Here is a 21676-nt window from a genome sequence, read left to right as displayed (position 1 = left end):
TACTGATTGCACAGGAGAAGGTCCCATGTCGCACGCGATCATCCATACGATGGGCAGCACCATTTATTTTATGTTCGCGCTGCTATTCCTATGGGTCGGGACGATTCCGCGGACCAATCGGGGTTCGGGCTGGTGGGCCATGTCGATCTCGTGTGCGCTGATTGCGCGTCTCGTTGTCGTTTTGCTGCTCCCGATGGAAGACCGGCGCATCGCTACGGCGGCCTACGCGGTCTTCAACATCATGGAAAAGCCGCTGCTGTTGACCGGCATGGTGCGCTTCCTGAACATCGACATGCGCATCCGCGGTTTCTGGATCGCCGGCCTGGCCGCGGAAACCTGGCTGCTTGTGACCTTGATCGCCGACACCCATCCGCTGTTCCGGTCGATGGGCTACGCCACCGTCAATGCCGGCCTGCTGGCATGCATGGCCTGGCTGGCCTTGTGTCGGCGTGGCGACTACCCACGGTTTCCGCTGCGGGTCACGGCCGTGGCCAGCGGTCTGCTGGCGATCCACTGGTTCGTCGCGCCCATCGTCGTCTACTTCCATCCGACCTGGTTCAAGGACAGCTTCCTGATCGGTACCGTGCTGGTGTTGCTGCAATATCTGTCGCTGCTGGCTGCCGTGCTGACGCTGTTCCAGCTACGCCTGGTGGACGCCGAAGCCGAGGCGCTCGATCTCGCCTTCCACGATCCCCTGACGGGCCTGAGCAACAAGCGCCATATGGCGACCTTGTTCGACCAGGCCTTGTTGCTGGCGACCCGGCCACACCAGGTCGTCGCCATGTTGTACATTGACCTGGATAACTTCAAGCCCATCAACGACAAGGCCGGGCATGACGTGGGGGATGAGGTGTTGAAAATCATCGCGGCACGGTTGAAGACCCACACCCGCAGCACCGACATCTGCGCCCGGATAGGCGGCGACGAGTTCGTCGTCATCGGCACCCAGTTGATCAATGAGGAGCAGGCGCTGGAAATCGCCAACAAGCTGCTGGCGCAAATGATGACGCCGGTCGAGGTGAACGGCGTCTCTTACACGCTGGGCGCGAGCGTAGGTGTAGCCCTCTACCCCAGGCATGGCAGCAATCTGCCGGAGCTGATGAAGCACGCGGACTGCGCCATGTACGAAGTCAAACGCAGCGGCAAAAACAGATGCGAGCTGTATCAGGCCGGCATGGCTTGCGCGCCTAGCTGACGGCCGGCTCCAGCAGGGTCAGGGTTTGCTGCCCCGTGTCCAGCCTGGCGCGCAGGCCGACGGGGAGCGTGAACTGGTGCCGGATGTGGCCGAAGGAATAGCCCGCCACGGCTGGCCGGGTCAGCGGCAGCAAGTGCTGGTCGACGGTATCATCCAGCGACAGCGCGTTCTCGCCCTCCACGCCCTCGCAGTTTTCAAAGATGCCCAGCACGACGGCGGCGGCGTGGCGGTAGCCCTGGCTGAGCTGAAGCTGCGTCATCATGCGGTCGACGCGGTAGGGTTCTTCATTGACTTCCTCCAGGTAGAGGATGGCATCCTTGAAGTCGGCCGCGTACGGCGTGCCCGCCAGCGCGCTGACCAGCGACAGGTTGCCGCCGATCAGCCGCCCGGTGGCGACGCCGCCATGCACGGTGCGCGGCGGCGGATAGTCGGCGCACATGGCGATCGTGTAGTTGTCGTGCGGTGCCATCAGTACGTTGCGCAGCTGCTCCACCGAGTAGTCGGAAAAAGTGGACGTGGCCACCGGGCCGTGGAATGTGACCAGTCCCGCCTGTTTGAGCAGGGCCAGGTGCAGGCAGGTGATATCGGAATATCCGATCAGCACTTTCGGATGCGCGCGGATCAGCCGGTAATCGATATGCTCCAGCAGCGAGATGCAGCCGGAACCACCGCGCACCGCCCACACAGCCTTGATGTCGGGATCGAGAAACATCGCGTGCAGATCCGCCAGCCGCTGCTCGACCGTGCCGGCGTAATTGCCGTAGACGTAATGGATGTTGTCCCCCAGCCGCACGCGCAATCCCAGCGATTCGATATTGGCGACGGCCTCGGCCAGCGCCGCGTCATTGGTGTGGCCGCCGGGCGCGATCAGGCCGACCAGGTCGCCCGGCAGCAAGCGGCGCGGTTTGATCAGTGGCATGGTTTTCCTCCGGGCCGGCGCGGCGGTGGCGGCGGTGGACATACCCAGCGCGGCGGCGGCCACCAAATGGCCGAACCGCCGCCGGCTGTGCTCTGCCGACATTACAGGAATTTGTACTTGAGCAGTACGTTGAGCGCACGTCCGCGCGGATCGGCCACCCGTGGATCCCAGCCCGCGCCCACCACTTCATCCACGTTGTGCGCGGTGAACGGCGGATCGGTGTCGAGCAGGTTCTGGATGCCCAGGGTGATCGTCACGTTCTTGAAGCCGGTGTAGGTGGCCGACAGATCGTACTTGGTGTAGGCCTTCACGTTGGGATTGAAGCCCGGTGGCGGCGCCGCCTTGCCGCCGTCCGGCAGCTGGTCCTTGTAGCCGGAGCTGTAGCTCTGGATCAGCATGCCGCTCCAGTCGCCGCGCGACACGCTCAGGCTGGCGTTGTGCTTCCAGCGCAGGTACAGGTCGCGGGTGTAGAAGTTGCCGACATACTCTTGGTACGGCTGGCCTTCGATCTCGGCGAACTTGAAGCTCTGCGTATAAGTGCCGTCGAGGTTGAAGGTCCACTTGTAGCTGTTGAGCTTACCCTCGCCGCGCAGGCTCAGGTCGGCGCCGCGCGTCTTGGTGCCGGCCGCGTTGATCCAGCCGGCGTCGACGTACTTGATCGTGTTGTCGGGATTGCGGACGATGTTCTGGGACAGTAGCCCCGCGTTGGCCAGCACGATTTGCGGCGTGCGGTTCAGGATGCGGTTCTGCGAGTTGATGGCCCAGTAGTCGAGCGACGCCGAGTAGCCGCGCACCGGCTCGATCACCATGCCCAGGCTGCCCTGCTTCGAGGTCTCCGGTTTCAGCGCGGGGTTGCCGCCGCCGTAGTAAGGCAGGCGCGCGATGGCACAGAAGGCGGGATCGCCGGGATGGGTCGGGCAATAGACGGGATCGATGGTGCCGTTCGGCAGTTCCTGCAACAGGCGGCCGGAATACAGCTGCGTGAAGCTCGGCGCCAGGAAGCCCTTGTTGGCCGAGCCGCGGAACACCAGCATGCCATTGGGCTGGTAGCGGAACGAGATTTTCGGATTGGTGGTCGCGCCGAACACGCTGTAGTGGTCGCGGCGCACCGCCAGCTGCGTTTCGAGTTCCTTGGTGATCGGTACGATGAGCTCGGTGTAGACCGCCTTGATGTCGCGGCTGGCTTCCTTCAACGCGGCGTTCCCCGGCGACAGCAGGATCTGCGTGGCGTCGACATCCTGCTCGAAGTTGTAGCCTTCGCGGCGCAGGTCGAAGCCCACCGCCATCGACAACGGACCAGCCGGCAGCTGCCAGACTTCGCCGGACAGATTGCCGTCCAGCTGGGTCAATGTGGTTTTGCCGTGCTGGAAAGCGCCACGGAACTTGGTCGACTCGACCAGCTGCATGGCTTCCGGTGTCTGCGTCTGGCCGGCGGTCAGCCATGGGTTGATGATGCCGCTGCCCAGCGCCGAGTAGATCTTGCTGGTGTAGCCATAACCGTCAAGCAGCGCGGTCTTGGTGGTGCTCTCGCCATGCGACAGGCCGGTGCGGTAGTCCCACTTGCCGAACAATATCCCTTCCGCGCCGATCAGCAGCCGCGCGTTGTCGGTGACGTTTTCCTGGACGCGGTTGCCCCACGGGTTGGCGCGCCATTTGTAGATGATGGGCTTGGTCTTGTCGAAGGTCGGAATGAAGGCCGACAGGTCCTGGTAGTACGCGCCGCCGACCGGGTAGGCATTGCCGTTGGCCAGCGAGGTCGAGATCTGCACCGGGGTGAACTCCGCCGTGGCCTTGTTGTGGCCGTACAGCGCTTCAACGAACAGCTTGTGGTCCGGGCTGATTTGCAGCGTGCCGCGCGAGACCGCGTTCAGGCGCTCGACCGGGAAGCTGATGATGTAGTCGGCGCCGTAATCGTAGGCGCAGGAATAGGTGCTGCGGGTGGCGGCGGTGACATCCTTCCACAGCGCGGTCTGGTACTGCGACATGCCGGGGATGGAATCGCACTTGCCCTGGAAGCTCAGCGGATTCGCCTGCAGGTAGGTGGTGGGATCGCCCGGCCGCTTGAAGCCGGTGCCCAGCGCGGTGCCGGCACCGGTCAGCTGGTTGGCGTAGGGCGTGCCGGTGGTGTCCGGCGACAGGCCGCGCGCAGGCTGGAAGCCGTTGGCGAAGGCGCGGTCGTGCGAGCTCAGCTTTTCGTTGTTGTCATAGGTGACGCTGCCCATGACGTTGTAGCCGTCTTTTTGCAGCGAGCCGATGCCGCCCAGCAGAGACAGCCGGCGGTTGGCGCCGCCGCCGTGCTGGGTGAAGTTGTCATTGAGCGCGGCTTCGACGCCGTGGTAATCGGTGCGCAGGATGAAGTTGATGACGCCGCCGATGGCGTCGGTGCCGTAGATGGCGGAGGCGCCGTCCTTCAGGATCTCCACGCGCTGGATCGCGCCCAGCGGGATCGCGTTCAGGTCGACCGCCTTGGCGCTGGCGCCGAAGGTGGCGATGCGGCGGCCGTTCAACAACACCAGCGTGCTGTTGGGACCCAGGCCGCGCAAGGACGCATACGAGGCGCCGCCGCTGACGCGGTCGGCGTCCGCCCCGAAGACGTTGTTCCCGGAAGTCATATTGTCGGCGCCGGTGCCGTTGGCGGACAGGCTGCGGATCAGCTGCTCGGTGCTGGTGATGCCGGACTTTTCAATGGTGTCGTAGTTGATCACCTGGACCGGCAAAGCGCCCTCCTTCGCCAGGCGCTTGATGCTGCTGCCGGTGATTTCCACGCGCTGCATGACGGCAGCGCCATCCTGTGCGAACACCGGCCCCGCGGCCGGGACGAACACGCCCATCAGCGCAATCATATGCGCCAGTTTTTTAACCTTCACGGTCTCTCCCTGTGGTGAATCTGAAAACTTATCCGTCCAGATTAGCGCCTTGCTTCCTTGACCAGCCAATGAAATTAGCGCTTGTCGCTATAACCTTTAGTCATGAACTGGAGCTGTTCCCACCAGCATGCCAGTGGCGGGAACTTTCAGGAATGGCACTTGTAGCATTTAAGCCACATTTCCTTCGAATAAAGACTAGGCGAGCAAGGCGCGGGCGGCCTCGGCGATGCTGGCGGCCAGCTGGCTGGCGCCGTGGGACAGCGGCGCATGGGCCGGCGTCAGCAGATACAGCTGGATAGCGATTTCCGGCGCCCACGGCCGGCTTTGCAGGCGTCCGCGCCCGGAAGCGGCGGTGAAGGGATCGACCACCGCCATGCCGCCGCCCGCCTCCACCAGCGAACGGGCGATCTGGTAAGTCTGCACGACGGTATGGAAATGCGGCGTGATGCCTTGCGCTTCGCAGGCCGCCAGCACCTGGTCGCCGAGCGGATCGTTGTCGGCGTAGCCGATCAGCTCACCTTCCAGCTCCGGCGCGGAGAACGGCTGAGCGGTTCGCGCGGCGGACCAGCGGCCGAGCGGCGCGATCACCGTCATCACGCCCTGCGCGATCGGCTCGGCGACGATGCCCGGATGGCGCGGGTCTTGCAGCGACAGGCCGAGGTCGGCCTCGCCCAGCCGCAGCGTGTTGACGATTTCGCTGGTGTGGTGGGTCGCCAGTTCGCAGCGGGTGTCGGCGAAGGCGCGGCGCCAGTTGCTCATCGCCTGCGGCAGCACGCTGGCGGCCACGGTCGGCGTCGACACCAGGCGGATGGTCTCCACCGCGCGGCCCTTGAGGCTGGCCGCCAGGCGGCGTATGCCCTGCAGGTCGCGGTTCAGTTTTTCGGTTTCGGCGAACAGGCGGTGCGCTTCCGGCTTGGGGTACAGCTTGCCGCGCACACGTTCGAACAGCGGCATGCCCAGTTGCAGTTCGCAGTGCTGCAAGACCTTGGTGACGGCCGGCTGGGAGATGTGCAGTACCTGTGCGGCGCCGCTGATGGTGCCGACTTGCATGATCGCGTGAAAAACTTCTATGTGACGCAGCCGCATCTTCCTCTTTCGCTATGACGGTGCGCTACTGTAGCAGGAGTGCCGCCCGGACGCTGCCAGCGCTTTGGTCGAGCAAGGCCCGCGCCCGCGCCACCGGGACCTGGCGCAGCAGCACCACGATCGCCGCCTTGACGTGGTAGTCGCATTGCTCCAGCACGAAGTGCGCGCTGGGCTCGTCGGCGCCGGTGGCATGCATGGTCAGCGCCACGGCGCGCCGCAGCAGCTTGGCGTTGGTGGCCTTCATGTCGACCATCAGGTTGCCGTAGACCTTGTGCAAGCGCACCATGATGGCGCTGGAGATGGTGTTGAGGACGATTTTTTGCGAGGTACCGGCCTTCAGGCGGGTGCTGCCGGAGATCACTTCCGGTCCGGTATCGAGCGTAATGCCGAACTGGGCTCGCGCGGCGACAGGCGCATCGGTATTGTTGGCGATGCCGATGGTGAGCGCGCCGGCAGTGCGGGCGGCGTCCAGCGCGCCGAGCACGTAGGGCGTGCTGCCGGAGGCGGCCAGCAGTATGATCACATCGCCGGCTTGCGGCAGCAGGGCCGCCAGGTCGAGGAAGCCTTGCTTGCCGTCGTCCTCCGCGCCCTCCACTGCCTTGAACATGGCGCCCTTGCCGCCGGCCAGCAGCGACAAGGCGCGGTCGTGCGGCCACGAAAACGTCGGATGCAGTTCCACCCCGTCCAGCACGCCGAGCCGGCCCGAGGTGCCGGCGCCGACGTAGATCAGCCTGCCGCCGGCGGCGATGCGGGGCACGGCGGCTTCGACCGCAGCAGTAATGACGTCGGCCGCCGCGCGCACCGCGGCGACGGCGGTAAGCTGGTCGGCGATCAGCGTATTGACCAGCGCGGCTACCGGATACTGGTCCAGGCCGGCATGTTCCTGGCTGGGGGTTTCGGTTTTGAGCATGTTGAAAGTGTAAGCTCAGATATCGCCGCGTAGTCATGAAAGCTTGCTCGGCAGGCATTCCGAAAAGTTATACGGCAAGATCCGGTTTTCATTGGCAGGCGGCCTGCGCTCACAGTATTCTTGTCCATCGAGTATATTTTTAAGGCCACCATGAAACGCGAGATGCAGGCCTTGATGGGGATGTTGCTGATGGCCGGCGCCAGCGGCGGTGGCATGGCCGCCTCGCTGGACCAGGAACTGGCCGCCATCGCCGCCGATCCGGCGATGCCGCTGGCCAGCCTGTCGGTGCTGGCTGTGCGCGGCGGCAAGGTGCAGTACCAATATCAAACCGGCCAGCGCCGCATCGGCGCGGCGGCTGCGCCGGCCAATGCCGACACCATGTACCGCATCGCCTCGATCTCCAAGATGATGACGACCTTCGGCGTGATGCGGCTGATCGAGCAGCATTTGCTTGAATTGGATACGGACGTGAGCCAGTATCTCGGCTATGCGTTGCGCAATCCGCACTTTCCCGACCAGGCGATCACCCTGCGCATGCTGCTGACGCATACGTCGTCCTTGCGCGACGAGGCCGGCTACTTCTGGAGCGCGGATGTCGCCATCCGCGACAAGCTGAACAGCGGTACGGCCGGCATGTGGGCCGGCGATCATGGTCCGGGCGGCTACTTCATGTACACCAACCTGAACTGGGGCGTGATCGGCACCATCATGGAGAAAGTCAGCGGCGAGCGTTTCGACCGGCTGATGAAGCGATTGCTGCTGGAACCGATGGGCCTGCGCGGCGGCTACAACCCGTCCGAGTTCTCCGCCACCGAGATCGATAACGTGGCAACGCTGTATCGCAAGCGCACCGTTGATACCGAGGTGTGGAATCCCGATGGTCCGTGGATTGCGCAGGTGGACGACTACGGTGTGCGTCCGCCGGCGGCGCCGGCTGGCATGGCTGGCTACGTCATCGGCAGCAACGGCACGCTGTTCAGTCCGACGGGCGGCTTGCGCATCTCGGCCGCCGACCTGGGCAAGGTCATGCTGATGCTGACCAGTCACGGCCGCTATCAGGACCGTCAGATCCTTCAGCCCGAATCGGTGGCGCTGATGTTCAGCCAGCAGTGGACGTACAACGGCAGCAACGGCGATACCTATCGCGGCCTGTATCACAGCTGGGGGCTGGGCAGCCAGCGCTTTGACGACAACCGGCTGGTCGAGGGCGGCGGCTTCCGCGCGGCCGGCCATCTGGGCGAGGCGTATGGTTTGATCTCCACCTTCGTGGTCGATCTGCAGCGCGGCAACGGCATGGTGTCGCTGATCGGCGGCACCGGCACCGACCCGGACAGCAATCCCGGCCGCTACTCGGCGATGACGCGCAGCGAAGAGCGCATCCTGACGGCGCTGTACCGTCAGGCCATCCTCGGCAGGTGACGCGATGAGCGAGGTCATCGTTATCGGCGGCGGCGTGGTGGGCTTGACCTCGGCGTGGTGGCTGGCCGAGGCCGGCTATCGCGTGACGCTGGTCGAGCGCGAGGCCCAGGTCGGCAGCATGGCGAGCTACCGCAACGGCGGGCAGCTCAGCTATCGCTACGTGGCGCCGCTGGCCGATGCGGGCGTGCCGTTGAAGGCCTTGCGGTGGTTGTTCCAGCCGGACGGTCCGCTGCGCTTCCGGCCGGAGGCGGACTGGCGGCAGTGGCGCTGGCTGCTGCAATTCCTTGGCAACTGCAATGCCGCCGCCAACCGCCGCACCACCGCAACGTTGCTGCAGCTTGGCGAGTTGAGCCGCCAAGCAATGCAGGCGTTGTCGCTGCATGTGCCGCTGTCCGACTTCGCCTGGCGCGATGCGGGCAAGCTGGTGGTGTATCGCAGCGCGCGGCTGTTCGAGCATGCGGCCGCGCTGGCCGCCGCCGATGCCGAAGTGCTGACGCCGGCCGGCACGGCGCTGCGCGAGCCGGCACTGGCTGCGCTGCAAGGCGATCTGGCCGGTGGCATCTTCAATCCCGGCGAGGCGGTGGCGGACTGTCACGCTTTCTGCGAACTGCTGATGCGGCGCTTGAAAACCCATCCCAACTTTATTGGCGTGGTGCGTCGCGATGTGACCGGGATCAGGGCCGACCGTGGCAAGGTGGCGTGGCTGTGCACGGCGGCCGGCCCGCTGCGGGCAGACCATTACGTGCTGGCCGCCGGCATCCAGAGCCGCGACCTGGCGGCGAGCGCTGGCATCTATCTGCCGCTGTATCCGCTCAAGGGCTACAGCCTGACGGCGCCGATCCGCGCCGGCGATGTGGTGCCGGAAATCAGCGTGACCGACTTCGAGCGCAAGGTGCTGTATGCGCGCATCGGCTCGCAACTACGGGTGGCGGCCATGGTGGACATGGTGGGGGCCGACACGCGTATCGATCCGCGCCGCGTGCAGGGACTGGTGAGGTTGGCGAAGGAGGCCATGCCTGGTGCGGCCGATTACGACCGTGCCGACGCGTGGGCCGGCCTGCGGCCAGCCACACCGGGCAGCGCGCCCATCATCGGCGGCACGCGCTTTGGGAATCTTTGGCTGAATGTGGGGCACGGTCCGCTGGGATTCACCTTCGCCTGCGGCACGGCCAGCCTGCTGGCGGGCATGTTGCGCGGCACGGCCTCGCCCATCGCACTCGATGGGCTGACGCTGCGCCGCTGACAATCAGGCGTAGCAAGTCGGCATAGCCCCGCGATACAATCCCGTATGCAACGAGGATTCTTTATGAGATACAAGCAGCCGTCTGCGGAGCTGCCACATATGGCGCGCGCCTTGTCGGTGCGGCGACTGTTCCGGCATGGCGACCGGGGTGAACGGCTGTCGGTCGCGGCGCTGTGGCTGCTGTCGCTGGCCGCCAGTATCGGATTGGGGCTGGTTTCGGTGATTTATCACTGGTCCGGCCTGCCGCTGCGGCTGGGCGGGGCCGAGCTGTATATCACCGTCTATCCGCCGCTGGTGATCTGCCTGCTGTGGACGCTTACCTGCGGCTGGTGGTGGGGCGCCATTCCCGCCTATCTGGCGACGCTGACGCTGGCCCTGTACGGCGGCATGCCCCTGCCCTGGGCGCTGCTGTTCAGCGCCGCGAATCCGCTCGGCTTCGCCGTCATGGGGCTGGGCTACCGGGCGATCGCCATCAGCCGGCATTTGAGCAGTGCGGGCGCCATGCTGTTCTACATACAGCTGTCGTTCGTCGGGGCGATCTTCAGCTCCAGCGGTGCGCTGGTCTGGTGCTACACCAATCGTATCGACTCCACCGCGCTGCTGCCGATCTGGCAGGGCTGGTGGCTGGGCGCCTTCCTGCAAAGCGTGTTGCTGTGCGCTCCGGCGATGGCGCTGCTGTGGCCGCGCGTGGAGCGCTGGCAGCAGACGCGCCCGCAATTGCTGGCCGACGCCAGCCATGATCCGCGCGGTTCCGTGCTGCGCCTGCTGGGCTGTGTTGCCTTCGGCGTGCTGGTCTACGGCTTCGTGACGCTGCGACTGGCCGATAATCTGCTGCAAGTACAGGCTGCCGGCATTCCGGCCGCGCTGGCCCGCGCGCTGGACGTGGCGCGCGATACCACCTGGGCGTTCTACTGGGTGTTCGCGCTGATCATCCTGTTCATCGCGGCGTTCGGCTATCACATGTTCATCCACTGGCAGACGCTGACCAACCAGCTGCTGACCGACTTGCGCCATGCGAACCAGCGGCTATACATGCTGGCCGGCACCGACAGCCTGACCGGCCTGCACAACCGCCGCGTGGCGGACGAGCGCATCGCGGCCGAATGGCAGCGTTCGCAGCGGCTCGGTTCGCAAGCGGCGCTGGTGATGATCGACATCGACCATTTCAAGCAGATCAACGACCGCCACGGTCATCCGGTCGGCGACGAGGCGATCCGGGTGCTGGCGGCGCAGATCCGCGCGCTGTCGCGCGAGGTCGATTGCGCCTGCCGCTACGGCGGCGAGGAATTCGTCATCATCCTGCCGCAGGCCGATGCCGAGGGCGCCTGCCTGTTCGCCGAGCGCCTGCGGACCCGCGTGGCGGCGGCGCCGGTGGCCAGCGAGCACGGCCCCTTCCACTTCACGGTCAGTGTCGGCGTCGGGCTGTTGAACGCCGACGATCCCGGCCATGAAGCGTGGATCGAACGCAGCGACCATGCGCTCTACCGTGCCAAGCGCGACGGCCGCAACCGGGTGGTGGCGGCAACGGACCTGGCGGCCTGAGTTTGGTTCCTCAGGAACTCATCCCCGTCCTACATCCACACCGCTCGCGCACCTATAGCTGTACCGGGGCGCGCCAAGCATGATGAGTTTTGTCGCCGCGTAATCCAGCGCGGGACCTTACTCATCATCTGGAGACCACCATGAGCTACCTAGACCGCGATACCTACGGCATTTACAGCGACACCTCGGACGGCCCCGGCCCTCGCCTGATGGGCGCCGATACGCTGATCGGTGAAGACGTCTACAACCTTCAGGACGAAGACCTGGGCGACATCAAGGAAATCATGCTCGACATGCGCCAAGGCAACGTCGCCTACGCGGTGCTGTCGTTCGGCGGCTGGCTGGGCATGGGCGACAAGCTGTTCGCCGTGCCCTGGCAGTCCTTGCAGCTGGACACCGCCAACAAGCGCTTCCTGCTGGACGTGTCCAAGGAGCACCTGAAGAACGCCCCCGGCTTCAACAAGGATAACTGGCCCGACATGGCCAGCGCCGAATTCAGCACCCAGATCCACAACTTCTACGGCACCCAGCAGAACGCTCCCGGCGCCCGCACCGCCAGCGGCAGCGTGATGGGCAGCGGCACCGGCAGCCTGCAAAGCGATCCCGGCGCCAGCACCAGCCGCTCCACCCCCGGCAGCAGCAGCGGCAACTTGTAGCGGCTGGCCCACAGAACGCGCAGATTGGCTCGTCAAGGCATGCGATAGCAGGCATGCCTGACGGGCATCTCTGGTCTAATTGTTGCATCGACAGCAATTAGACCAGCCATGCAAAAATCCCTCGCCCTTCCCCTGATCGCGCTGGCGCTGTGCGCCGGCCATCTCACCGCCCTCGCCTTTGAACCCCTGCCGCCGGAAACGATGGACGACGCCCGCGTCTTCAAGGTCGAGATATTGCAGGTCACCGACATCGAGCCCTACCAGCAGGCCTACAACGGCTTCATCAAGTCGCTGCAAGGCAGCGGCCTGGTCGAGGGCAAGAACCTGAGCATCAACCGCGTGGCGATCGACTTCGATGTCGAGAAAGGCGGCTTCTGGAGCCGGCTGGGCGTGCTGCTGCGGATCCGGCAGGAAACCAGCCGCATCGTCACGGCCAAGCCCGACCTGGTGCTGACCATCGGCACGCCGGCCACCAAGTATGCGCGCGGCATGCTGGTCGACGCCCATATCCCGCTGGTGTTCACGGCGGTGGCCAATCCCGAGGATGCCGGCTGCGTGTCGCTGGTCGACGGCGGCGAAGGCGCGACCGGTTCCACCCTGTACACCGATATGTCCGATTCGCTCAAACTGGTGCGCGACGTATTTCCCAATGTGCACCGGATCGGCATGGTGCATACCGACGACGAGAACGGCGTCGCCAACGTGGCGGCGGCCACCCGCGACGGCAAGCCGCTGGGCGTGGACGTCAGCACGCGGCTGGTGAACAAGAGCGACCCGATCGCGCCGTCGCTGAAGGAGCTGTACGACGGCGGCCGCGGCGTCGAGATGTTCGCGGTGCCGCTCGATACCTACTACGGCCTGCACCGCTACGAGGCGGCGGTCGACCTGGGCGATTTCGGTATCGCGAACAAGATTCCGGTGGTGACGCTGGCGATGGTGCGGGTGCCGGGCGCGGCGCTGTACGTGGGCGCCGATTTCACCCGGGTCGGCCGGCTGGCCGGCGACCAGGCCGCCAAGATCCTGCAACGCCACACCAAGCCGGACGTGCTGCCCATCCTGCGCCAGGAAACGCCGACGGTGATGGTCGACCCGGCCCGCATGGCGGCGCTGAAGGTCACGCTGCCGGCCGCGATGGCGGCGCATAAAACCGAGACCAGCAACGGTTTCTGGCAGATCGACCTGGCCCAGTAAACGCACCAAGATTGGGCATTTCCTCTGGCACGTTTCTTGATAGAAGAGAAATGTACTCATCAGGGAATGTTCAATATGGCTAAATTCTTCAACGAAATGACTGCCGACGGGCTGGCCCATCATGCCAGCGCCGAGGTACGTGAACACTACCGCGAGTTTTGCGGCTGGCTGCAACGCCAGTCGGCCGAGACCATCGAGCGCAAGCGGGCCGAGGCCGATCTGACCTTCCGCCGGGTCGGCATCACCTTCGCCGTCTATGGCGACGATGCCGGTACCGAGCGGCTGATCCCCTTCGATACGATCCCGCGCATTATCCCGGCGGGCGAATGGAAGCAGCTGCAGACGGGGCTGGTGCAGCGGGTCCGGGCGCTTAACATGTTCATCCATGATATTTATCACGGGCAGAACATCATCAAGGCCGGCATCATCCCGGCCGAGCAAATCTACAAGAACGCCCAGTACCGGCCGGAGATGCAAGGCATCAAGGTGGTGTCGGACATTTATGCGCATATCGCCGGGGTCGACATCGTGCGCGCCGGACAGGGCGAGTTTTATGTGCTGGAGGATAACCTGCGGGTGCCGTCCGGCGTCTCCTACATGCTGGAAGACCGCAAGATGATGATGCGGCTGTTCCCCGAACTGTTCGCCCGCAACAAGATCGCGCCGGTGGATCACTATCCCGACTTGCTGCTCGATAACCTGCGTTCGGTGGCGCCGATGGGCATCAACGATCCCACCGTGGTCGTGATGACGCCGGGCATGTACAACTCGGCCTACTTCGAACACGCCTTCCTGGCCCAGCAGATGGGCGTGGAGCTGGTCGAGGGCAAGGATTTGTTTGTCAGCGATAACACGGTGTTCATGCGCACCACGCGTGGCCCCAAGCGGGTGGACGTGATCTATCGCCGCCTGGACGACGATTTCCTCGACCCGCTGGCGTTCCGGCCGGATTCGTCGCTGGGCGTGCCGGGCTTGCTGTCGGTGTACCGCGCGGGGCGCGTCACGCTGGCCAACGCCATCGGCACCGGCGTGGCCGATGACAAGTCGATCTATCCCTTCGTTCCCGACATGATCAAGTTTTATCTGTCGGAGGAGCCGGTGCTGAACAATGTGCCGACCTACCAGTGCCGCAAGAAGGAAGACCTGGCCTACACGCTGGCCAACCTGCCGGACCTGGTGGTCAAGGAAGTGCATGGCGCCGGCGGCTACGGCATGCTGGTCGGCCCGGCCTCGAGCAAGCAGCAGATCGAGGACTTCCGGCAACGCCTGATCGCCAAGCCCGACGGCTACATCGCCCAGCCGACGCTGGCCTTGTCGGCCTGCCCGACCTATGTGGAAAGCGGCATCGCGCCGCGCCACATCGATCTGCGTCCCTTCGTGTTGTCGGGCAAGACCATTTCCATGGTGCCCGGCGGCCTGACCCGCGTGGCCTTGCAGGAAGGCTCGCTGGTGGTGAACTCGTCGCAAGGCGGCGGCACCAAGGATACCTGGATTTTGGAACGCTAAGGAGACCCCATGTTAAGCCGTACCGCCGATCACCTGTTCTGGATGGCGCGCTACACCGAGCGCGCCGAAAACACCGCCCGCATGCTCGATGTCAATGTGCAGACGTCGATGCTGCCGCAGTCCGACGAGGAAAACGCCCACGGCTGGCGCGCCATGCTCGGCATTTCCGAGCTGCAATCCGCGTTCGACCGCAAGTATGACTCGCTGGAGGCGCGCGCCGTCATCGATTTCATGGTGCGCGACCCGGATAACCCCTCCTCCATCGTGGCTTGCCTGACCGAGGCGCGCGAGAACGCCCGCGCGGTGCGCGGCACGCTGACCACGGAGGTGTGGGAAATCCAGAACCAGACCTGGCTGGACATGCAGAAACGCCTGGACAGCGACCTGCTGGAGAACGATCCCAGCAAGTTCTTCGAATGGGTCAAGTTCCGCTCGCATTTGTCGCGCGGCGTCACCGTGGGCACCATGCTGCGCGATGAGGCCGTGCATTTCATCCGCCTGGGCACCTTCCTGGAGCGGGCCGACAACACCGCCCGCATCCTGGACGTGAAGTTCCACGGCGGCGGCGCGGAAAGCACCGGCGAGACCATGACCCAGCGCGACTTCTATTACTGGGGTGCGTTGTTGCGCTCGGTGTCCGGCTTCGAGATCTACCGCAAGGTGTATCGCGACGTCATCACCCCGGCGCGCATCGCCGAGCTGCTGATGCTGCGCGGCGACATGCCGCGCTCCCTGCTGGCCTGTATGGACGAGGTGGTGCAGAACCTGCGCGAGGTGCGCAACGGCGTTTCGGCCGATACCGAACGATTTGCCGGCCGGCTGCACGCCGAGCTGCAATTCGGCAAGATCGACGACATTCTGGAGGCCGGGCTGCACGACACCCTGACCCGTTTCCTGGCAGACATTTATCAACTGGGCAACCGCGTCAGCCGCGATTTCCTGGTGCCGCTGGCGGCATGACACGAGGCACTCTATGCAACTGACGATACGTCACGAAACGCGCTACACCTACACCACGCCGCTGGCCTACACCATCCAGCAGCTGCACCTGACGCCGCGCGCGGAGGCGCAGCAGCATGTGCTGTCGTGGAACATCGCCATGCCGGGCCAGGTTCACGCCTACACCGACGCCTATGGCAACCTGTCGCACATGATGACCATGGATGTGCCGCACCAGGGGCTGGCCATCGTGGCCTTCGGCGTGGTCGAGACCACCAGCCCGAAGCAGGGACGCATCCCGAGCGGCGACAGCCTGTCGCCGCTGATCTATACGGTCTCGACCCGGCTGACCGAGCCCACGCCCGGCATCCTGGAGCTGGCGGCGTCCTGCCTGCCGGACGGCAAGGCGCGCACCAAGGACCTGATTCGCCTGGCGGAGCACATCTTTGGTGCGGTTCGATACCAAAGCGGTGCGACCGCCGTGACCACCACGGCCAGCGATGCGCTGGCGCTGGGCGAAGGGGTGTGCCAGGATCACGCCCACCTGTTCCTGGCCTGCTGCCATGCGCACGGGATACCGGCGCGCTACGTGTCCGGCTATATCGACCCGGAAACGAGCGACCACGCCGCCAGCCACGCCTGGGTGGACGCCTGGGCCGAGGACAAGGATTACAGCGGTTGGGTCAGCATCGATGTGACCCATGCGCGCTTGATGACCGATGCGTATTGCCGCCTGGCCATCGGCCGCGACTATGACGCGGCGGCGCCGGTGCGCGGCGTGCGGCGCGGCGGCGGCACCGAGTCGATGAGCGTGGATGTGCAGATTGTGCCCCAGTGACGGAGGTGTACAATAATAATTATTCTAATCAATAACTTGTAACGATGACCTATTGTGTGGGCATGCGCCTGAATGCCGGGCTGGTGTTTCTTTCCGATTCACGTACCAATGCAGGGGTGGACCAGGTCGGCACCTTCCGCAAGATGAGTGTGTTTGAAATCCCCGGCGAACGCATGATGGTGATGATGACCGCCGGCAATCTGTCGATCTCGCAATCGATACGCCAGCTGGTGTCCGAACAGCAGAATGCCGACGGCCGCAGCATCTGGACCGCCAGCAGCATGCACGAGGCGGCCCGCCTGCTGGGCGACGCCGTGCGCCAGGTGCACGAGCGCGATGCCAAGGCGCTGGGCGAGTTCGGCATCGAGTTCAACGTCAGCATCATTTTCGGCGGTCAGATCAAGGGCGAGCGCTGCCGTTTGTTCCAGATCTATTCGGCCGGCAATTTCATCGAGTCGCACGACGAGAATACCTATTTCCAGATCGGCGAGGCCAAGTACGGCAAGCCCATCATCGACCGCGTGGTCACCCCCGCCACCAGCCTGGACGACGCCGCCAAATGCGCACTGATCTCCATGGATTCGACCTTGCGTTCCAACGTATCGGTCGGCCTGCCGCTGGATTTGCTGGTGTACGAGACCGAAAAGCTGGCGGTCACCCATTTCGTCACCATCGACGAGCGCAACCAGTATTTCCAGATGATACGCAGCACCTGGGGCGATCAACTGAAGCGCGTGTTCGAAGGACTGGACCATCCGGTCTGGGACGCGGCGCCCGAGGCGACCAGCAATGTGTTGCATTCCGCCAAGGCCAGCAGCAAGCCGGTGCGGGTGGCGCCGCCGGCGAATGTGGCGATGCCGCCGCTGTCGGACACGCCATTACAAACCCTGACGCAACAGTTCCATGACGGACAACAGTAACGCCTGCACCGGGGAAAGAGTATGATGCAGGAAGTTTTCACCTCACACGGAGCGATGCATGTCTGACGCCTTAACGCCGGCAGCCGAGGAACAAGTGTTTTCGGTCGATACCTTGCTTAAGTATATGGGCAACGACGATAAGGCGCTGGCCGTGGTGTCCAAGATCGTGCGCGACGCCTGCGCGCCCGGCATGGCGCCGATGCAGCAGGCCGCCGTCGCACTGGGCGAGGAGCGTTACACCGACGCCGGCAAGATCCTGCACAGCCTGCGGGGATCGATAGGTACGCTGGGCGCCAAGCGCATGGTGGCCTCTTCACTCAGGCTGGAACAGGCAATCGCCGGGCGCCTGCTGGACCAGATCCCTGCCCTGTTCACCGATCTGGAATCCGAGTATCAGCTGGTGTTGCAGTCGGCCGACCGCTGGCTGCAAGGTGGCGGGCAAACCGCCTACGCCTGAGGTGACCGTTACACGCCGGACTAACACCACTTTCACCGGCGGTCACCAGGACCGCTGCATCCGTTCCCATCCCATGCTTGTCTGAACAGTTCATTGCTGCCTCAGAGTCAACTATTTACAACGCTTTTCGTGTAAATAATCAAAAAAAACGGGCATATTATTCAGTTATTGTGAATACTTATCCGTGTTGCAGTGCAACCGGGCGGGGCCAATTACCGCTTGATAGCCTATCTTAACGAATGGTTACAATTGTTACCCCGAATATCGACTTGCGTACAGGTGCCCGAAAAGCTTCGTGATAATATCCGACCCGTACTGGCAAATCCACGCCGGCTAGCAAGGCAAAACCTAGTGTGCGCCATGTTTGCCCGCGATTTTGTAGAATGGAAAGATTAGTTTATTGCGCTAGAGCATCTTGCGCAATTGATAATTTGTCTCGGCGCAAGTATAATGGTGCATTGCGTCGAGACAGACAGATGACGCGCGCGGCATTTGAAGTGCCACAGCTGAAGGCCTCGGCTAACCAAGGGTAACTAAAATATGGAATTATTCAACAAGTCTGGCGTGCTGGTATCGTCGGTGCTGGTTCTGGTGGGAGCGTTGATCGCCTGCCAGGCACAGGAAGACGCGATCCCCTCGCCGACCGCGATTGAAGCCGCCGCCATGCAGTTGGGGCCACAAGGCCAGCCGGCCGCCGAGCGCCGCTTGCAGGAGTGGGCCGAACAGGGTTCGCCGGTGGCCCAGCGCGAACTGGCGCTGCGCTATCTGGCCAATCCGGCCAAGCGCGGTGAAGCCCAGCAGTTGTTCGAGCGCGCCGCCCACGCCGGCGATGCCCAGGCGGCAGTAGGCCTGGTCGGCATGTATCACAGCGATTCCGCCGACACCGCCGGCAAGGCGACCATCAACGCCGGCCGCGTGATCAAGGAAGCGGCCAACGTGAACTACCTGCCGCGCTGAACGTTTTGTTCCCGCCGCCATGGAGCCGCAACACCTGTTTGGTGCTGCGGCTTTTTTATTGCAAAACATGAATGGGAGTGCTGCATGGACCGCTTGCGTGCACTGGAAGTGTTCGTTGAGGTAGTACGCCGGGAGGGTTTCGCCCGCGCCGCGGACGCGCTCGATACGTCGCCCGCCAACGTCACCCGCTACATCAGCGACCTCGAGGCGCATCTGCAAACCCGGCTGCTGAACCGCAGTTCGCGCAAGATGTCGCTCACCGCCAGCGGCGAGGCGCTGTTCGAGCGTGCCAAGTCCATCCTGGACGACGTGGCCGAGGCGGAGGCCATCGTTTCCTCCGCCACCTTGCAGCCGCAGGGCGTGCTGCGCATCAACGCCCCGCTGAGCTTCGGCGTGCTGCACCTGGCGCCGCTGTGGGCCAGGTTCATGCAGAAATATCCCGATGTGCAGCTGGATGTGGCGCTGATCGACCGCGTGGTCGACATCGTCGAAGAAGGTTACGACATGGCGATCCGTATCTCGCGCGCCGGCTCGGCCTCCAACGTGGCGCGCAAACTGGCCACTTCGCACAATATCCTGTGCGCGTCGCCGGCCTACATCGCGCAGCGCGGCATGCCCATGCACCCGGCGGAGTTGCTGCAGCACAGTTGCATCGGCTACAGCTACGCGGCCACGGCCGACGAGTGGCAGCTGCTGGACGCTCACGGGCAGCCGCATGCGGTCAAGGTGCGCTGCGTGATGCACACCAATAACGGCGACACCGCCCGCAGCGCGGCGCTGGGCGGGCTGGGCGTGATCTGGCAGCCCAGCTTCCTGGTCGGCGCCGATCTGCGCGCAGGCAGGCTGGTGCGGGTGCTGCCCGATTACCACATGCCCGATATCGACGTGCTGGCGGTCTACCCCAGCCGCCGTCACCTGAGCGCCAAGGTGCGGGTGATGATCGACTTCCTGGTCGAGGAGTTTGCCGGCACGCCGCCCTGGGATCGCGCTGACTAATTTTCAGCCATAAAAATCCCCGAATCCATTTGATGTACCTCATATAGCCCGCCCGTCCGGGCGCGATACTTGACTGTGCTGACAGTACAGGAAGGGATGCGGCGATGGATCAACGCGAGGAATACCGGGAGCAATTGCAAGCCTTCACGCGCCAGCACCGGGCGGCCCACTGGAGCGGCAGCTTCGCGCAATTCATGGAGCAGGTGCTGCCGAAGGCGCCCTGCCAGTTCGCGCGCAGTTCGCATCAATACATCTGGGACATGCTGGGCTGGAGCGGCCAGCAAGACGAAAACGGCAAGCTGCGCTGCAAGCTGTTCGCCGACGAACTCTTCGGCATCGACGATGCGCTGACGCGCGTGGCCGACTATTTCAAAGCTGCGGCGGCGGGATCCGAAGTCGGGCGGCGGCTGCTGCTGTTGTTGGGGCCGCCGTCCGGCGGCAAATCCACATTGGTGATACGGCTCAAGCGCGGCCTGGAGGAATACAGTTACACCGACGCCGGCGCGCTGTTCGGCATCGCCGGTTGCCCGGTGCACGAGTCGCCGCTGCACCTGGTGCCGCACACCATGCGGCCGGGCTTCCGCGAGGCTTACGGCGTCGACCTGACCGGCGAGCTGTGTCCGCATTGCCGGATGCGCCTGGAACAGGAGCTGAGCGGCGACTTCCTGCGCATGCCCGTCGAGCGCATCTGCATATCCGAGGCCGGCCGCAGCGGTGTCGGCACCTATGCGCCGCACGACCCCAACACGGCCGATATCGCCGACCTCGTGGGCTCGGTCGACTTGTCCAAGGTGGCCGAGTTCGGCGATGAAGGCGACCCGCGTGCCTGGTCCTGGTCCGGCGCCGTGTATGCCGCCAGCCGTGGCATGTTGGAGATGATAGAGATCCTCAAGGTCAAGCGCGAATTCCTGTACTTGCTGCTGACGCTGACGCAGGAGAAAAACGTCAAGGTGGCGCGTTTCCCGCTGATCTATCTCGACGAGACCATTCTCGCCCACACCAACCTCGCCGAGTTCCGCAAGTTCCTGCAGGAGAGCGAGAATGAAGGCTTGCTGGACCGCATGGTGATCGTGCAGGTGCCGTACACTCTGAACTACCGGGATGAGGCGCGCATTTACCACAAGCTGATCCTGGGGGCGGCGCCAGCCTTCCGCAGCGTGCACCTGGATCCGCATGTGCTGCACGCCGCGGCCGTGTTCGCCGTGCTGACCCGCCTGCACGAAGGCGATGAGCGCGACGGCGAACTGGCGAGCCGTGTGCGCATTTATGCGGGCGAGGATGCGGACGGCGCCCACCCGGCCGAGGCCCAGCGGCCGCGCGGCAAGGAAAAGTCGCCCGACGAGGGGCTATCGGGCGTCTCGCCGCGCTTCGTGATCAATGCCCTGTCCAATGCCATCATTCAGTCCTCCCGCAACAGCCTGACCACGATGGACTTGCTGCTGGCGCTGAAGGACGGCATCGAAAGCGATGCGCGGATCGAGCCGGCGCGCAAGCGCAAATGGGTGGACTATCTGGTGTTGACGCGCAAGGATTTCTATAACCGCTGGGTCAAGGAAGATGTGCACAAGGCCTTGTTTGTCTCGTTCGAACAGGAGGTGGAGGATTTGCTGGGCAAGTATCTGGACGAGGTCGAGGCCATGCTGGACAACCGCCAGGTCAAGGACCCCATCACCAGCGAGACACGGCGGCCGGACGAACGCTTCCTGCGCGCGGTCGAGGAGAAGATCTCGATTTCGGATTCCGGCAAGCAGTCATTCCGGCAGGAGGTGGTGCGCAAGGCGATGAGCGCATATAAACGAGGCCAGCGCTTCGGCCTGGGCAGCCACGCACAGTTGCGCGAGGCCTTGCAGCAGTATCTGTTCGAGCAGCGCCGCGATGTGCTGCGCCTGGTCAGTTCCAGCAAGCGGCCCGACGACGAGGTGGGCGCCAAGATCTCCGCGGTTGAGCAGCGCCTGGTCGACGAGTATGGCTATGACAGCCACTGCGCGCGCGAAGCCTTGAACTATGTCACCACGCTGTTGGCGCAGGAGTGAGG

18 protein-coding genes are annotated in these 21676 nt (G+C 64.3%); 14 read left to right on the top strand and 4 right to left on the bottom strand.

Translation table 11 applies throughout. The features are described from left to right. The first annotated feature begins 25 nt into the window (after nt 1-25). On the top strand, nt 26-1195 hold the full coding sequence (locus ACEN9O_RS24080) for a diguanylate cyclase domain-containing protein (RefSeq protein WP_495614329.1): 1170 nt from the start codon (nt 26-28) through the stop codon (nt 1193-1195). Here the strand turns inward: ACEN9O_RS24080 and ACEN9O_RS24075 are convergent. The 4 genes from ACEN9O_RS24075 to ACEN9O_RS24060 all read right to left on the bottom strand — a co-directional run bounded on the left by ACEN9O_RS24075 (nt 1188) and on the right by ACEN9O_RS24060 (nt 6977). Beyond that, nucleotides 1188-2114 carry a S66 peptidase family protein gene (locus ACEN9O_RS24075; protein ID WP_495614328.1) on the bottom strand — a complete coding sequence of 309 codons (927 nt, stop codon included), beginning with the start codon at nt 2112-2114 and terminating at the stop codon, nt 1188-1190. The two genes, ACEN9O_RS24080 and ACEN9O_RS24075, sit on opposite strands and share 8 nt — an antisense overlap. A 101-nt stretch (nt 2115-2215) precedes the next feature. Next, a complete protein-coding gene (locus tag ACEN9O_RS24070) occupies nt 2216-4981 on the bottom strand; it encodes a TonB-dependent receptor (RefSeq protein ID WP_495614327.1) in 2766 nt (921 codons plus the stop codon). A gap of 195 nt (nt 4982-5176) precedes the next feature. Continuing rightward, a complete protein-coding gene (locus ACEN9O_RS24065; RefSeq protein ID WP_495614326.1) occupies nt 5177-6067 on the bottom strand; it encodes a LysR family transcriptional regulator in 891 nt (296 codons plus the stop codon). A 25-nt stretch (nt 6068-6092) separates the two neighbouring features. Further along, the gene (locus tag ACEN9O_RS24060) at nt 6093-6977 is read right to left on the bottom strand and encodes an N-acetylmuramic acid 6-phosphate etherase (RefSeq protein ID WP_495614325.1); all 885 of its coding nucleotides are present in this window, start codon (nt 6975-6977) and stop codon (nt 6093-6095) included. A gap of 150 nt (nt 6978-7127) precedes the next feature. Here ACEN9O_RS24060 and ACEN9O_RS24055 point away from each other — a divergent pair, with 150 nt between their 5' ends. The 13 genes from ACEN9O_RS24055 to ACEN9O_RS23995 all read left to right on the top strand — a co-directional run bounded on the left by ACEN9O_RS24055 (nt 7128) and on the right by ACEN9O_RS23995 (nt 21674). Beyond that, complete coding sequence (locus ACEN9O_RS24055; RefSeq protein ID WP_495614324.1) at nt 7128-8396, top strand: serine hydrolase domain-containing protein; 1269 nt, start codon at nt 7128-7130, stop codon at nt 8394-8396. Nucleotides 8397-8400: 4 nt separating this feature from the next. Next, nucleotides 8401-9639: a D-amino acid dehydrogenase gene (locus ACEN9O_RS24050; RefSeq protein ID WP_495614323.1), complete on the top strand. Its 1239-nt coding sequence runs from the start codon at nt 8401-8403 to the stop codon at nt 9637-9639. 63 nt (nt 9640-9702) lie between these two features. Continuing rightward, nucleotides 9703-11181 (top strand): sensor domain-containing diguanylate cyclase, encoded by a 1479-nt coding sequence (locus ACEN9O_RS24045; protein ID WP_495614322.1) that lies wholly within the window; start codon nt 9703-9705, stop codon nt 11179-11181. A gap of 140 nt (nt 11182-11321) precedes the next feature. After that, the gene (locus ACEN9O_RS24040) at nt 11322-11837 is read left to right on the top strand and encodes a PRC-barrel domain-containing protein (protein ID WP_495614321.1); all 516 of its coding nucleotides are present in this window, start codon (nt 11322-11324) and stop codon (nt 11835-11837) included. A gap of 108 nt (nt 11838-11945) precedes the next feature. After that, complete coding sequence (locus tag ACEN9O_RS24035; protein ID WP_495614320.1) at nt 11946-13028, top strand: ABC transporter substrate-binding protein; 1083 nt, start codon at nt 11946-11948, stop codon at nt 13026-13028. A gap of 75 nt (nt 13029-13103) precedes the next feature. After that, nucleotides 13104-14534, top strand: coding sequence for a circularly permuted type 2 ATP-grasp protein (locus tag ACEN9O_RS24030; RefSeq protein WP_495614319.1), 1431 nt, complete (start codon nt 13104-13106; stop codon nt 14532-14534). A gap of 9 nt (nt 14535-14543) precedes the next feature. Continuing rightward, on the top strand, nt 14544-15494 hold the full coding sequence (locus tag ACEN9O_RS24025; protein WP_495614318.1) for an alpha-E domain-containing protein: 951 nt from the start codon (nt 14544-14546) through the stop codon (nt 15492-15494). Between the two features lie 13 nt (nt 15495-15507). Next, on the top strand, nt 15508-16311 hold the full coding sequence (locus tag ACEN9O_RS24020; RefSeq protein WP_495614317.1) for a transglutaminase family protein: 804 nt from the start codon (nt 15508-15510) through the stop codon (nt 16309-16311). 44 nt (nt 16312-16355) lie between these two features. Beyond that, a complete protein-coding gene (locus ACEN9O_RS24015) occupies nt 16356-17231 on the top strand; it encodes a proteasome-type protease (protein WP_495614316.1) in 876 nt (291 codons plus the stop codon). A gap of 58 nt (nt 17232-17289) precedes the next feature. Next, nucleotides 17290-17688, top strand: coding sequence for an Hpt domain-containing protein (locus ACEN9O_RS24010; protein ID WP_495614315.1), 399 nt, complete (start codon nt 17290-17292; stop codon nt 17686-17688). Between the two features lie 540 nt (nt 17689-18228). Next, nucleotides 18229-18645, top strand: a complete 417-nt coding sequence (locus tag ACEN9O_RS24005; protein ID WP_495614314.1) for a hypothetical protein — start codon at nt 18229-18231, stop codon at nt 18643-18645. An 84-nt stretch (nt 18646-18729) separates the two neighbouring features. Continuing rightward, complete coding sequence (locus ACEN9O_RS24000; protein WP_495614313.1) at nt 18730-19641, top strand: LysR family transcriptional regulator; 912 nt, start codon at nt 18730-18732, stop codon at nt 19639-19641. 104 nt (nt 19642-19745) lie between these two features. Further along, on the top strand, nt 19746-21674 hold the full coding sequence (locus ACEN9O_RS23995; protein WP_495614312.1) for a serine protein kinase: 1929 nt from the start codon (nt 19746-19748) through the stop codon (nt 21672-21674). The last annotated feature ends 2 nt before the right edge of the window (nt 21675-21676 follow it).

The sequence above is a fragment of the Duganella sp. Dugasp78 genome (genome assembly GCF_059491455.1).
Note: the sequence above shows the minus strand (reverse complement) of the source record. Positions and strands in the feature narration are given on the sequence as shown.